Origin of the sequence: Synechococcus sp. RS9902, from assembly GCF_014279635.1 — a bacterium.
Taxonomy (GTDB): Bacteria; Cyanobacteriota; Cyanobacteriia; order PCC-6307; family Cyanobiaceae; genus Parasynechococcus.
On record NZ_CP047949.1, the window covers coordinates 321878 to 336437 of the forward strand.

General features: G+C 62.6%; 10 protein-coding genes and 1 tRNA gene. 3 read left to right on the plus strand and 8 right to left on the minus strand.

The genetic code is table 11. The features are described from left to right. Nucleotides 1-20 precede the first annotated feature (20 nt). The 5 genes from fusA to SynRS9902_RS01585 all read right to left on the minus strand — a co-directional run bounded on the left by fusA (nt 21) and on the right by SynRS9902_RS01585 (nt 5191). The gene (gene fusA, locus SynRS9902_RS01565; protein ID WP_186509738.1) at nt 21-2096 is read right to left on the minus strand and encodes an elongation factor G; all 2076 of its coding nucleotides are present in this window, start codon (nt 2094-2096) and stop codon (nt 21-23) included. Nucleotides 2097-2185: 89 nt separating this feature from the next. Next, entirely contained in the window at nt 2186-2656 is a 471-nt protein-coding gene (rpsG, locus tag SynRS9902_RS01570) for a 30S ribosomal protein S7 (RefSeq protein ID WP_006849937.1), read from the minus strand. Between the two features lie 41 nt (nt 2657-2697). Beyond that, a complete protein-coding gene (rpsL, locus tag SynRS9902_RS01575; protein WP_006850614.1) occupies nt 2698-3072 on the minus strand; it encodes a 30S ribosomal protein S12 in 375 nt (124 codons plus the stop codon). A 72-nt stretch (nt 3073-3144) separates the two neighbouring features. Then, nucleotides 3145-3471, minus strand: a complete 327-nt coding sequence (locus SynRS9902_RS01580) for an AIR synthase (protein ID WP_186509739.1) — start codon at nt 3469-3471, stop codon at nt 3145-3147. 34 nt (nt 3472-3505) lie between these two features. Then, entirely contained in the window at nt 3506-5191 is a 1686-nt protein-coding gene (locus SynRS9902_RS01585) for a phosphodiester glycosidase family protein (protein WP_186509740.1), read from the minus strand. Between the two features lie 102 nt (nt 5192-5293). On the opposite strand from SynRS9902_RS01585, the gene gltB reads away from it, so the two are divergent. After that, nucleotides 5294-9895, plus strand: a complete 4602-nt coding sequence (gltB, locus tag SynRS9902_RS01590; RefSeq protein WP_186509741.1) for a glutamate synthase large subunit — start codon at nt 5294-5296, stop codon at nt 9893-9895. Nucleotides 9896-9910: 15 nt separating this feature from the next. Further along, nucleotides 9911-10219, plus strand: coding sequence for a YciI family protein (locus SynRS9902_RS01595; RefSeq protein WP_114987204.1), 309 nt, complete (start codon nt 9911-9913; stop codon nt 10217-10219). Here the strand turns inward: SynRS9902_RS01595 and lipA are convergent. Further along, entirely contained in the window at nt 10197-11066 is an 870-nt protein-coding gene (gene lipA / locus SynRS9902_RS01600; protein WP_114987206.1) for a lipoyl synthase, read from the minus strand. The genes SynRS9902_RS01595 and lipA overlap by 23 nt on opposite strands. A gap of 86 nt (nt 11067-11152) precedes the next feature. Between lipA and SynRS9902_RS01605 the strand changes: the two genes are divergently transcribed. Further along, a tRNA-Pro gene (locus SynRS9902_RS01605) sits at nt 11153-11226 on the plus strand. Nucleotides 11227-11293: 67 nt separating this feature from the next. On the opposite strand, the gene cobJ is transcribed toward SynRS9902_RS01605, so the two are convergent. Together cobJ and SynRS9902_RS01615 are read right to left on the minus strand one after the other, a co-directional pair. Beyond that, nucleotides 11294-13033 (minus strand): precorrin-3B C(17)-methyltransferase, encoded by a 1740-nt coding sequence (gene cobJ, locus SynRS9902_RS01610; RefSeq protein ID WP_186509742.1) that lies wholly within the window; start codon nt 13031-13033, stop codon nt 11294-11296. Nucleotides 13034-13102: 69 nt separating this feature from the next. Beyond that, nucleotides 13103-14461 carry a hypothetical protein gene (locus tag SynRS9902_RS01615; RefSeq protein WP_186509743.1) on the minus strand — a complete coding sequence of 453 codons (1359 nt, stop codon included), beginning with the start codon at nt 14459-14461 and terminating at the stop codon, nt 13103-13105. Between the last annotated feature and the right edge of the window lie 99 nt (nt 14462-14560).

Consider the following 14560-nt stretch of genomic DNA (forward strand, 5'->3'; position numbering starts at 1 on the left):
GATTTGGAGGTGTTTAGAGATCAGGAATTGCCCTGATTCTTGGAAATGATGGCCTCGGCCACATTGCGAGGAACTTCGGCGTAATTGTCGAATTCCATCGAGAAAATGCCCCGGCCCTGGGTCATGGAGCGGAGCTGGGTGGCGTAACCGAACATCTCGGCAAGGGGCACCTTGGCCGAGATTTTGGACGTACCGTCATCGACGGACTGGCCCTCAACCTGACCTCGACGGGAGGACAGGTCGCCGATGATCGAACCGAGGAAATCCTCGGGAGCTTCGACCTCGACCTTCATCATCGGCTCAAGCAGCACAGGGTTGCACTTCTTGACGCCGTCCTTGAAGGCCATGGATCCGGCGATCTTGAACGCCATCTCCGAGGAGTCGACGTCGTGATAGGAGCCATGCACCAGGGTGCATTTCACATCGATGAGGGGGTATCCGGCGATCACACCGGATTCGCAGGTCTCCTTCATGCCCTGCTCGGCGGGCTTGATGTATTCCTTCGGAACGACACCGCCCACGATCTTGTTGACGAATTCGAAGCCGGAGCCGGGCTCGCCCGGTTCCATCTCGATCACAACGTGGCCGTACTGGCCCTTACCACCAGTCTGACGGGAGAACTTGCCCTCGCCACCTGCTGAACCACGGATGGTTTCGCGGTAGGACACCTGAGGTGCGCCGATGTTGGCTTCCACCTTGAACTCACGCAGCATGCGGTCCACCAGGATTTCCAGGTGAAGTTCGCCCATGCCGGCGATCACGGTCTGGCCGGTCTCGGCGTCGGTGTTGACGCGGAAGGTGGGGTCCTCTTCAGCCAGAGCAACCAGGGCCTTGGAGAGCTTCTCCATGTCGCCCTTGGTCTTCGGCTCAACAGCCACGGAGATCACCGGTTCAGGGATGAACAGGGTCTCGAGAACGATCGGATCGTCCTGGGTGCAGAGGGTGTCACCCGTGGTGGTGTTCTTCAGTCCGAGAACAGCACCGAGGTCGCCGGCACGCAGTGCGTCGACTTCCTCACGGTCATCAGCCTTGAGCACCACGAGGCGGGAGATGCGCTCCTTTTCACCTTTGGTGGAGTTCAGCACGTAGCTGCCCTTCTCGAGGATGCCGGAGTACATCCGCACGAAGGTGAGCTTGCCGTAGGGATCGGCCATCACCTTGAAGGCGAGGGCACTGAAGGGGGCGCTGTCGTCGGACGGACGCACCGCTTCGCTGCCGTCGGGAAGTACACCCTGGATGGGGGGAACGTCGACGGGAGCAGGCAGGTAGTCGATCACAGCGTCGAGCACCAGCTGCACACCTTTGTTCTTGAAGGCGGAGCCGCAGAGCATGGGCACCAGACCGTGCTTGAGCACGCCCTCACGGATGCCTTCCTTGAGCTCATCAACGCTGAGTTCGCCGGTTTCGAGGAACTTCTCGATCAGAGCTTCATCGGTTTCGGCGACGGTTTCCATCAAGGTGTTCCGCCATTCGGCGACCTCATCGGCCATGTCGGCCGGAACGTCGGCTTCTTGGATGTCGGTGCCGAGATCGTTTTTATAGATGTAGGCCTTGTTGGCAACGAGATCGATGATGCCGCTGAGCTCACCTTCAGCACCGATCGGAAGCTGAATCGGAACAGCGTTGGCTTTGAGGCGATCCTTGATCTGGCCGTGAACCTTGAGGAAGTCCGCACCGGTGCGGTCCATCTTGTTCACGAACACCATCCGGGGAACGGAATAGCGATCGGCCTGACGCCAGACAGTCTCGGATTGGGGCTGAACGCCACCAACAGCACAGAAGACGGCAATCACGCCATCCAGCACGCGCATGGAGCGCTCCACCTCAATGGTGAAGTCCACGTGGCCAGGCGTGTCGATGATGTTGATCCGATGGTCCTGCCAGGACGTCGAAATGGCAGCTGCGGTGATCGTGATGCCACGCTCCCGTTCCTGGGCCATCCAGTCGGTCACGGCGGCGCCGTCATGCACCTCGCCGATTTTGTGCACCACACCGGAATAGAACAGGATCCGTTCTGTCGTGGTGGTTTTGCCGGCATCAATGTGAGCAGCGATACCAATATTTCTGACGCGTTCCAGGGGGAAGTCGCGGGCCACAGGAAATTCTCCGGGGGTGGGGCGTGAAAAGGCGGGGAGACTCTACAGGCCAGCCATGAACATCTGTGTTGATGACTGGCCCGCGATGCTCAGTAGCGGTAGTGGGCGAAAGCCTTGTTGGCTTCGGCCATCTTGTGGGTTTCTTCGCGCTTGCGAACGGCGTTGCCAGCCTCGTTGGCGGCATCCATCAGTTCGCCAGCCAGCTTCTGGGCCATGCTCCGGCCGTTGCGGGCGCGGGAGAAGCTCACCAGCCAGCGCAGGGCCATGGCGGTGCCGCGCTCCTGGCGCACTTCCATGGGCACCTGGTAGGTGGCACCACCGACACGGCGGGCTCGTACTTCCACCAGAGGGGTGGCGTTCTTGACGGCTGTCTCGAACAGTTCGAGCGGATCTCCGCCGGTGCGCTCGTTGATCAGGCCGAACGCGTCGGACAGGATCCGTTGCGCTGTCGACTTCTTGCCGTGCTGCATCAGGCGCACCACCATCATCGTGGCGAGGCGGCTGTTGAACTGCGGGTCGGGAAGAATCGGGCGCTTCTCAGCGGCGTTACGGCGTGACATTAGGGATCAGAACTTGATGGGGATGGGTAAGAAACCGGTGATCACTCCTTCGGAGCCTTGGCGCCGTACTTGGAGCGGGACTGACGCCGGTCTTTCACGCCAGCGGTATCCAGGGTTCCGCGGATGATGTGGTAGCGGACACCAGGGAGGTCTTTGACACGACCGCCGCGGATCAACACCACCGAGTGCTCCTGCAGGTTGTGACCGACACCGCCGATGTAGGCCGTGACCTCAAAGCCAGAGGTCAGGCGTACACGAGCCACCTTGCGCAGCGCCGAGTTGGGCTTTTTGGGCGTTGAGGTGTAAACGCGGGTGCAAACACCGCGACGCTCAGGGCACGACTTCAGGGCTGGGGATTTGGTCTTGGCCTTGAGGCGTGAGCGCTCAGTGCGGATCAGCTGTTGGATGGTTGGCATCGATGGTCGGTGAGCGGTCGGACTCCCGACCTGATTCGACAATCGACCACGATACCGGGTGACGGTCCCCCCTCAAAGGCGGCTGAAGGCACTGCCGCAGGCACAGGGTTCAACCCCATCGCTGTTGCGGATCAGAAAACCACCACCACTGAGGTCGCCGCGGTAGTCCAGGCAAAGGCCTTCAAGCAATTTGAGCTGTTCTGCAGGGGCGTGCAGGGTCACGCCATCGGCCCTTGCGATCGCAACGCCAGCCAGATGTCCTGCCCGGATGCGCAGCACATGTTGTGCGCACTCGCCGGGCGTGAGATCGAGATGCATCTGCCCCGGTGTTCCCGCAACGGACGCCTGTCGCCCAAGCTCGGCAGCAGCGGCAGCGGTCAGCCGCAGATTGGCAGCCATGCTCAGTTCTTCGGGGCCCCCACTGTCGCAGGTCTCAGAGGGGGATGAGCCCCAGGCCGTTGTGGACTCTCGGGGTGCTGCTTCGGCCATTCATCACGGTGCGTCCGGCCACCACGAGGGTGGTGGAGCTGCCGCCATCCATGTTCAAGGCATCGCGCAGCCCCAGTTGCTGGGCTGCCAGGGCTGTTTCCACAAGGGTGGGATCACTGCCGGCAGCGCCACGCAAGGTCATCAGCCACTGACCGCTCGGCCCCTGGGCCACCACCGTTCTTGGTGCCGCCAAGCTCATGAAGCCAGGGCTGAATCCCTCCTGACGTCCATTCAGCACCACGTGGCCGTTTTGCATCAGCAGTGGACCGCCGCCCAGAACATTGGGTTGTTGCGCGAGGGGGGAGAGTGATCTTTCTGTCACCTGGATTCGATCACCAGGCCGTGCTGGCAGCGGCGTGCGTCCCCGGGCCACCACCAATTCAGCGTCTTTGGGGATGGCGATGCCGCGTTGCAGGCTGTTCTTGTCGACCGTTGCTTCGACGCGGCCGCCGCGAATCAACAGTGCTTCCTCCTCGCCGCTAAGGGCCCGGTAGCGGGGCCCCCATGCAGGTGTGTAGAGGCTCAGCCCCTTCTGGACGTAGCCGCTGTTGAGAGCCATGAGGCTCCAACGGCGACCGTTGTTCACCTGCAGCGTCTGATTCAGACGCAGCCGGCCGAACTGCAGATCCCCTGAGGATCCCCAAGCGATCACACCGCGGTTCAGGATCGGACCGGACAGCCAGACCCCCTGATGCCGCACGGCCCCCAAGGGGAGTTGGTTGATCCGGTTGAAAAAGCCTCCGTTCACTGCGACCAGTGCCCCGGCGGGTTGGGAGAGCTGAGGCAGAAAACGCAGACCCTGTTGCTGCTCGGCTTTGACCAGAGGCTGAAGGGTGATGCCGAGACGGCTCAGCCGTCCGCCGGCACGGAACACCTGAATGGGTTTCACCCCCACCTTGATGGTGCGTTGCTCCAGGACGAAGCCCCGCCTCAGCCATTCGGCTACGGCTGGGTTGCGGAGGGGGAGACGTGCGCGCTGGACCGGACGGCGACCACCGGTCTGCACACCATCCAGCACCACCCGCCAAGGGGACGCCAGGCTCAGGCTCCTCAGCTTGGTGGCTTGTCCCTTCAGCACAAGGCCGCCGTGGCGATGCAGCTGTGGCGAGAGCCCCCATGCCTTGAGTTGACGTTGCTGGGTCCGCGACAGCTTGAGCTCCAGCAAAAGGTCGCCGTTCAAGCGCTGCACCAGGGCGGGACCGTTCAGGTCCAGCACCAACCGATCGGCTGTTGAACCCTTGCCGCGGCGCAGGTTGTTCACCTTTGGTAGGGGCAGCCGAAGCTCCAAGGTGTTTCCTCTCACTTGGGCGCTGACGCCAGTGGCGGCCAGCCAGTCGCTCACTTCGAGGCCGACTTCATCACCGAGTGAACGGGTCGCCAATGCGGTCAATGCGACCGTTCGACCAAACCATTCCAGTGCCTCTCCATCGAGGCGAGACACCCGCCGGAAACCCAGACGGGATTCCAGAACCTCCAAGGGCAGCCACAGTTCTTCCGGGTTTGCGTCGCTGCCCCGCCAGAGCCAAACCGCTTTGCTGCGCTCTCTCCCGATCAGCACCTCCTCACCGCTCTGGTTCGGCACTGGGCGAAGCTCAGGCGGTGGCGCGGGAAGTGGGGCAAAGGCCAGCATGAAATGCCTTGGCGGAGAGGCGCCTGCCTAGGATCGTCCCTCGAGATGGATTCTGCAGAGCTCGAAGCTGCAGGCCCATGCGATCGTCCGGTTGAGTTCCCTATGTCTGACGCCATCCGTTCCGCTGTCTGGCCTTACTGCGACAGCCCTGCACCCGAGGTTGTTTCGGGCGAGAAGGATGCGTGTGGCGTTGGTTTCCTGGCTCAGCTCCAGGGGCAGGCCAGTCACTGGGTGCTGGAGCAGGCCCTGCGTGGTCTGGGATGCATGGAGCACCGTGGCGGTTGCGGGGGAGATGGCGACTCCGGAGACGGCGCGGGTGTGTTGTGTGAAATTCCATGGTCGTATCTGAAAGCCGTCTGGCCCGAGGCGGCTGCAGCATGGGGCCTCGGCATGATGTTCATGCCGACCGATGCCAGCCGTCGTGCTGAGGTTCGGGGCCTGTGTGATGAAGAGGCCAAAGCCCTTGGCTTGCAGCCTCTGGGGTGGCGAACGGTGCCTGTCGACCCTGCGGTTCTCGGGCCTTTGGCTCGTGCCACAGCCCCCGTGATCGAGCAGTGGGTGCTGAATGGTGATGCCGACGACGCAAGCTTTGATGGCCAGCTGCTGCGGTTGCGGCGCCGTATCGGTGCCCGTGTGCGGGCCGCTCTGGGTGCTGAGGTGGCCCAGGACGTTTATGTCGCCTCCCTGAGCAGCCGGACGGTTGTTTACAAGGGAATGGTGCGATCCGAGGTGCTGGCGCAGTTCTACGCCGACCTGCAGGACCCACGATTTGAGGTGAGCTTTGCGGTGTATCACCGCCGTTTCAGCACCAACACCCTGCCGCGTTGGCCCCTGGCTCAGCCGATGCGGCTTCTGGGGCACAACGGCGAAATCAACACGCTGCTGGGCAACCTCAACTGGGCCAAGGCTTCAGAAGCCAGCCTCGAGAACGTCTGGGGTGAGGCGGCTGATGACCTGATTCCGGTGGTGAACCCTGCCTTCAGCGATTCCGCCAACCTGGACGCCACTCTGGAATTGATGGTGCGCAGTGGGCGGTCGATCACCGACAGCCTGATCACACTGGTGCCCGAAGCGTTTCGCAATCAGCCTGATCTCGATAGCCGTCCCGATGTGACGGCGATGTACGAATTCAATGCGGGCATTCAGGAACCCTGGGACGGCCCGGCCCTGTTGGTGTTCGCCGACGGCAAGCGCGTGGGTGCAACGCTCGATCGCAATGGGCTGCGTCCGGCGCGTTGGTGCACCACCGCTGACGGCTTCGTGATCATGGGATCGGAGACCGGCGTGGTGGATCTCAGCGGCAAGACGATTGTTCAGAAAGGTCGTCTTGGCCCGGGTCAGATGGTGGCCGTCGATCTTGAACGCGGCGAGTTGCTCGACAACTGGTCGGTGAAGGAAGACGCGGCGCAGCGCTTCCCTTATGCCGATTGGCTGCAGAAGCATCGCCGCGGCGTGGCCCCCCAGCCCTGGACCCAGGACCGGCAGGTGGGCGAACTCGATCTGCTGCGGTTGCAGACCGCGATGGGGTTCACCGCCGAAGACTTTGATCTGATCATCGAGGACATGGCTGCCCTCGGCAAGGAGCCGACCTACTGCATGGGCGATGACATCCCCCTGGCGGTTCTCTCCGACAAGCCCCACCTGCTTTACGACTATTTCAAGCAGCGTTTCGCCCAGGTCACCAACCCTCCGATCGATCCCCTTCGGGAAAAGCTGGTGATGAGTCTGGAGATGCATCTGGGTGAGCGCCGGCCCGCCCTGAAGCCCCAGCCGGAAGCTGCCTCCGTCATCCATCTGGAGACGCCCGTTTTGAACGAGGCGGAACTGGCGGCCATCAGTGAGCAGGGTTTGCCCGTCAAGACGGTCTCCACCCAGGTGGCTGTGGAGTCGTGTGCGGGAGGCCTGCAACAGGCCATCGCGGCGCTGTGCAGCGTTGCGGAACAGGCGGTGCGTGACGGAGCCCAAGTTCTGGTGCTGTCCGACCGGGTCGATGGCACGGGGGCGGCTGCCCCGCTGACCCCCACCACGGTGGCGATGCCTGCCTTGCTGGCCGTGGGTGCTGTTCATCACCATCTGCTGCGCCAGAAGCTGCGGCTGCAGTGCTCTCTGGTGGTGGATACGGCCCAGTGCTGGAGCACCCATCACATGGCCTGCCTGATCGGTTACGGCGCCAGTGCCGTCTGCCCCTGGCTCACCTGGGAGACCACCCGCCACTGGCTGGATCACCCCAAAACCAAGAAGCGGATCGAACAGGGCAAGTTGCCCGCCCTGGATGCCAATCAAGCCCAGGCCAACGTTCGTGAGTCACTGGAGAACGGCCTGCGCAAGATCCTCTCCAAGATCGGAATTTCATTGCTGGCCAGCTACCACGGCGCTCAGATCTTTGAAGCGATCGGCCTGGGAGCGGATGTGGTGGAGACCGCCTTCACCGGAACGACCAGCCGTGTTGCCGGCATGACGCTGGCCGAGCTGGCGAACGAAACGCTCTCGATGCACGCCAAGGCTTTCCCTGAGCTCAACCGCAGCAAGCTCGAATTCATGGGCTTTGTTCAGTACCGCAGTGGTGCTGAGTACCACCGCAACAATCCCGAGCTCTCGAAGGCGCTGCACAAGGCGGTGGCTCAGGGCCCTGGTTACGACCATTTCTCCACTTACCAGGCCTTGCTGGAGAACCGCCCGGTGATGGCCCTGCGGGACCTGCTGGAGTTCAAGTTGGCTCCCACCCCAGTGCCACTGGATCAGGTGGAGAGCGTCGAGAGCATCTGCACCCGCTTCTGCACGGGCGGCATGAGCTTGGGCGCTTTGTCCCGCGAAGCCCATGAAGTGTTGGCCGTGGCGATGAATCGCATCGGCGGCAAGAGCAACAGCGGTGAAGGCGGTGAAGACCCTGCTCGTTTCCAGATCCTCAATGATGTGGATGGCGAGGGCCGTTCGGCCTCATTCCCCAGCATTGGTGGTTTGCGCAATGGGGACACCGCCTGCTCGGCAATCAAACAGGTGGCTTCAGGTCGTTTCGGTGTGACAGCGGAATACCTGCGCAGCGGCAAGCAGCTCGAGATCAAGGTGGCCCAGGGCGCCAAGCCCGGTGAAGGCGGTCAGCTGCCAGGGCCCAAGGTCGACAAGTACATCGCCTGGTTGCGCAACAGCAAGCCAGGTGTGGCCTTGATTTCACCGCCGCCACACCACGACATCTATTCGATTGAAGACCTGGCGCAGTTGATCCATGACCTGCATCAGGTGCATCCCGCTGCTCCCGTGAGCGTGAAGCTGGTGGCCGAGATCGGCATTGGCACCATCGCTGCGGGTGTGGCCAAGGCGAACGCCGATGTGATCCAGATCTCTGGTCACGACGGTGGCACCGGTGCCTCTCCCCTGAGTTCGATCAAGCACGCCGGCAGTCCCTGGGAACTGGGCCTCACCGAGGTGCATCGTTCCCTGGTGGAGAACGGTCTGCGCGATCGGGTTTTGCTGCGCGCCGATGGAGGCCTGAAAACAGGCTGGGATGTGGTGATCGCTGCCCTGTTGGGGGCGGAGGAATACGGCTTCGGCTCGATCGCGATGATCGCCGAGGGCTGCGTCATGGCTCGCGTTTGTCACACCAACAACTGCCCTGTGGGTGTGGCCACGCAGAAGGAGAACCTGCGCAAGCGCTTCACCGGCATTCCTGAGCACGTCGTCAATTTCTTCTGGTACGTCGCCGAGGAAGTGCGTCAGCTGATGAGCCTGCTCGGCGTCACCCGCCTCGAGGAGCTGATCGGTCGCACCGATCTGCTCCAGGCTCGCTCGGTTGATCTGGCGAAGACCAAGGGTGTGGATCTCTCCAGCCTGCTGGCTCCGATCAGCGGCGCCGAAGACCGCTCCTGGCTGCGCCACAGCGACCAGGCCCATGGCAATGGACCGATCCTTGAGGATCAGCTCCTGGCTGACGCTGAGCTGATGGCTGCCCTGGACAGCCACGCTTCCATCAGCCGCAGCATTGAGATCATCAACACCGATCGCAGTGTCTGTGCCCGTCTGGCCGGTGAAATCGCCCAGCGCCATGGCAATCGAGGCTTCAAAGGACAGCTCGATCTCACCTTCCGGGGTGCCGCAGGCCAGAGCTTCGGGGCCTTCATGGTGCAGGGCATGCAGGTTCGTCTGGAAGGCGAGGCCAACGACTACGTGGGCAAGGGCATGAACAGTGGTTGCATCACTCTTGTGCCATCAGACGGTTGTGCCTCTCCAGGGGATCAGGTGATCCTCGGCAACACCTGCCTCTACGGGGCCACCGGAGGTGAGTTGTTTGCCCATGGCCGGGCTGGCGAGCGCTTTGGTGTTCGCAACAGCGGTGCCCGCACGGTTGTTGAGGGAGCTGGTGACCACTGCTGTGAGTACATGACCGGTGGTGTCGTCGTCGTTCTCGGCAGCACCGGCCGCAATGTCGGCGCTGGCATGACCGGTGGTGTGACCTTCCTGCTGGATGAGGAGGGGCGTGTCGCTCCTCGGGTGAACCCGGAGATTGTGGAGGTCTGCACCATCACCACCCATGAGCAGGAGTCGCTGCTGAAGGGTCTGCTGGAACGGCATGTGGCGCTTACGGGAAGTGAGAAAGCTGCTGCTCTCCTGGCCGATTGGTCTGCGGCGAAGGGTCGCTTCAAGGTGTTGGTCCCCCCCAGTGAGCGGGAGGCGATGGGATTGGCCGATAAGCAGGCTGTGGCGGCCTAGCGCCGACCCCAGTCCGTGGCCTGGTTCGTCAAGACCGAAACCTTCACGGCCGTCGCCGCCGCTCTCTCCGTTGAGCAGAGGCGACCCACCCTGGAGGCTCACCGCCATTGGGTTTCAGAGGAAGCTGCAGCAGGCCGCCGTCTACGCAGCGGTTACCTGGTGGATGGCGATCGGCGTCCGGGTGGCGGGGGTTTGTTGATCTTTGAAGCGTCGTCCTATGCCGATGCCCTGGCGTGGGTCCAGAACGACCCGATGATCCGCGATGGCCTCGTGGACTGGCAGGTGCAGGAATGGATCCCCGTCAGCGGGGATGGCTGGCCATGAGCCGTTGTACTTCGCCGGCGTGGTAGCTGCTGCGGGTGAGTGGTGTGCTGACCACCTGGAGGAAGCCCAGCTCCTTTTCTCCCACTGTTCTGTAGGTCTCGAATTGCTCCGGGGTGACAAAGCGGTCGACGGCCAAGTGCTTGGGGCCAGGTGAGAGGTACTGACCGATGGTGACGATGTCGACCTTGTGTTTGCGCAGATCCCGGAGCGTCTCGATTACCTCTTCATCGGTTTCCCCGAGCCCCACCATCAGGCCCGACTTGCTGTAAGCCTTGGGCCATTGGTCCCGCACCCGTTGCAGCAGCTCGAGGGAGCGTTCATAGATGCCCTGGGGCCGCGCCAGGCGGTACATCCGCGGCACCGTTTCAATGTTGTGGTTCAGCACGTGGGGGGCGGCGGCCATCACCGTTGCCAGGGCATCCCAGTTGCCGCAGAAGTCGGGGATCAGCAGCTCAATCGTGGTGAGCGGTGAGCGTTGCTTCACCTGTTCTATGCAGGCCACGAACTGGGACGCTCCACCATCGGCGAGATCGTCGCGGTTCACTGAGGTGATCACCACGTGCTTCAGGCCCAGACGGGCCACTGCCTCCCCAAGCCGTTGCGGCTCGGTGGGATCGAGCTCGCGCACGCTCTTGTCGAAGTCGATGTCGCAGTAGGGGCAGGCGCGGGTGCAGCCGGGCCCCATGATCAAAAACGTGGCGGTGCCGCCTGCAAAGCATTCGCCGATGTTGGGGCAGCTCGCCTCCTGGCAGACCGTGTTCAGGTTCAAGTCCAGCAGCAGGTCGGCCACAGCGCCGATTCGCTCGCGCTGCGGAGCCTTAACGCGCAACCACTCCGGCTTGAGCACGGCGAAGCATCTTCAATCCATGACCCTAGTCGCTGCTGAGATCTGCCTGAATTTCGCTTCGCTGCGATCTTTTAAGATTGCAGAGCCGGGATGTGGCGCAGTTTGGTAGCGCACTTCGTTCGGGACGAAGGGGCCGCAGGTTCGAATCCTGTCATCCCGATTCTTGGTTTGCATGGCACTGCCTGGTCTTGATGGAGGCCTGAGCTAGGCCGAAAAAGACTTGGCGCTCATTGGAGACTCGCCCCGGGGTAGCCCCGCGGCGTCACCATCCAGCCATCCTCTGCACGGCTGCTGCTGTTCCCGATCAGAACCAGCGTGAGCATGTCCACGGATTCCGGCTTCAAGCGCTCAAGGCTCGTGAGCTCACGGGATTCCTCTGCGCGGCCCAGCTGCCGAGCCAGCGTCACCGGGGTTGTGGGGGGGCGGTGTTTCAGCAGGATTTCCTTGGCGTGTCCCAGCTGCCAGTCCCGGCCCTTGGAGCGTGGGTTGTACAGAGCGAGCACAAAATCTCCAGCGGCGGCGGCCTCCAGTCGCTTTTCGATCACGACCCATGGCGTTAGGCGATCGCTGAGGCTCACGCAGCAGAAGTCATGCATCAGGGGTGCCCCGGCCCGGGCGGCGGCCAGCTGGAAGGCTGAAATGCCTGGATGCACCGCGAAGCTGGGCCGCTCCTGCTCGGGTTGCTGAAGCAGCAGCTCCAGAGCCAATCCCGCCATGCCGTAGATGCCGCTGTCGCCGGAGGAGATCAGAGCAACCTTGGCCCCTTGTTGGGCCAAGCGCAGCGCTTCGGTACAGCGGTCCCATTCCCGGGTGAGCTGGCCATCGAATCGGACCTGATCCGGCCGGCGCAGGGGCTCCAGAAGATCGAGGTAGAGGCTGTAGCCAACCCAGGCGCAGCAACGGGAGAGGGCCGCTTTGGCGTCTCCGCTGAGCAGGGACAGATCCCCTGGACCGCTCCCCACCAGATGCAGCTCGCCCCTCTCTGGCGCATAGGGGAGGGCTGCCTCGGCAATGGCCACCGTCACGGCACCCTGTTCCCCTGTTGACGGACGGCTGATTCGCTTGGGCTGGATCAGATGGCCTTGTTCGCCCGCAGCCAGCAAGGCCGCTGCTTCAGCCACCGACGCGGTCCCCATTTCCTGGCGCACCACTTCGGAGGGATTGGGCACGTCGATGGATGCAAGGGCATGCTCCGCAAAGGTTCGGAACGGCCATGCCCTGGTGCGGCTTAGCTCTTGCAGGGCCGGTTCATCGGATTTCCGCGCTGCGCTGGCGATGCCGGCGATCGCCTCTTCCGCCAGTCCTGCTGTTCCCAGGGCCTCGGCAATGGCCTTCTCCACCAGTGAAACACTGGTGTTGCGCTCACAGCCGATGCCGATCCAGAGCGTTCCTGGATGCCACTGGCAATCACCCTGACGGCGCGCTCCGATCACGAGATCAGCGGCGTCTGGCACCCCTTTGGGATCGATGTTTTGCAGCAAGGGATGGCCTTCAGGGCCTCGCCATGCGGTGGATCCACTGCTCTGGTGAACGCTGATGCTGGATCCCTGGGATTGCCGCACCATCAGATCGCGCCAATGGGCCACCGATCCGCTGCGTTTCCAGCCCCAGCCCTCGCCAAAAGCATCCAGGGGGAGACGTCCTTCATGTGCACAGGCGCCCGTGATCACCGCCTGCCCGCCGAGATCCATGGCAATTTCCCGGGCGCGTTGTTCGGCCCCTGCGGAATGGCCTCCCAACAGCGGAATGATGAATTCTCCTTTCGGGTCAAGCACCAGAACGGCCGGATCCTTCTCCTTGCCTCGGATCCGAGCTGCAATCAGGCGCGTCACTGCTCCCACGGCGCCGACGAACAACACGACGTTCTCTGCCGTCCAGTGCCCATCAAGGGCGGTGCTGATGTCTTGATCGGCTGGCTTGATCCGGTCGATGTGGCCGCGCAGCAGCAAACGCTCCAACAGCGGCATGGCGCTGGGGCTCAGTCCTAGGCCCAGAGCGGGAGCGGCAGATGTGGGGTTCAGGGCAGGAAATCCGGATCAGGGCTTGCGCAAGCGCCCATCGCTGTTGAGCAACTCACGAGCTGATCCTCCCAGGCTGCTGCTTGGCTTCAGTTTGGGTTCCTGGTCGGCTGGCTGCTGAGGCTTCGCTTGCTTTTCCTGGGCAGGAGGGGCAGGAGTGGGCCGATCAGCTTCTGATTTGGATGGCTGTTCAGCAGGTGGCTGTTCAGCACGTGGCTGTTCAGCAAGCGGCTGGGCAACAAGGGCCGGCTCAGACTCCTGCTCTTCGTTTTCCTCTGGTGCCGCGGGCTGGGGGGTGGCCTCAGCCTTGGTTTCAACCTCGTCCTTGACGCCGGCCACGGCTTTGAGCTCAGCCTGAGGAAGGTCTCGGGGCTGTTCTGTCTTCTCCTGTTGTTTCTCCTCAGTCTTTTGAAGAGGCTCTGGCGAGGATTCGACCACCTCCAGAACATCAGGCTCAGGGGAGCCGCTCAGGCGCGCGAGCTGGCTTTCGGTGAGGCGTGGGCGCATCCAGCCCGGCTTGGCACCGGATGCGGCTTTCAGATGAATCAGCTGATTGTTGAAGACAGGTGTAATTGGCTCGCCCAGCCCATTCAGCAGTTCCATCTGAATGTCATGGCTGCCTGAGCCGTTCGATCCTTTGAGCCAAAGGGCTTCCTGGTGATCAACCAAAAAGCTGTCCCCATCAATGCTGATGCGGAGTCGCCAGCGGCCATCGCCCTCCCGCAGGTTTTGCAGCGGAGCATTCCAGATCAGCCAATCCACCAACAGGGGTTGCAGGCCCTGCTCTCCGGCTGGTGAGACAGGGACCAGCCAGGGGGCATCACGTTCGGGTTGTGTGCCCTGCAGTTTTTGCCAGAGGTGCACGTGTCCCTGGACTGAGGCTCCCGGTGCTTGAACGGCTTCTCCCCAGGGGTAAGCAGCCCAGGCGCTGAACCGGTGACTGCCCGCCTCCAGGTCATCGATGCGGACCTTCAGGCCGTTTCCATCGCTTTTGCTCAGTCGTAGGGGAGCGCGGTTGTCGATTTGGAGCACCACATGGGGCCCCAGGCCCAATTCGGGGTCGCTGCTGAGGGGCCAGTCGTCGATTTCGAAACGCAGCTCAAGGGCGTCAGAAGAAACGATGCTGTCGTCGCTTGGATCGATCAGCCGCAGGGAGGGGCGGTGCTGTTGCAGCTTCTGGCGCAGCTGTTGCACTGCCCCTGGGGGAGCCACTTCCTGGAGTTTCCCGCTGGGGGCTGAACTCGGCAGCGGTTTGGCAGCGGACCCTGCATCGCGATTGAAGAATCCAGGGCGCGCATGAACAGGTAAGCCGGCACCAAGAAGCAGCACTGCTGCCAGCAGAACAGCCCATATCGACTTCAGGCCAGGGCGACGCATCGGGCATGAACAGATCCGATCATTCTGAACAATCCGCCCTTCACTGTCAGAGTTTTAGTTATTTAGGAAGGAAATATGCGTGAAATTGTATTGCTTACT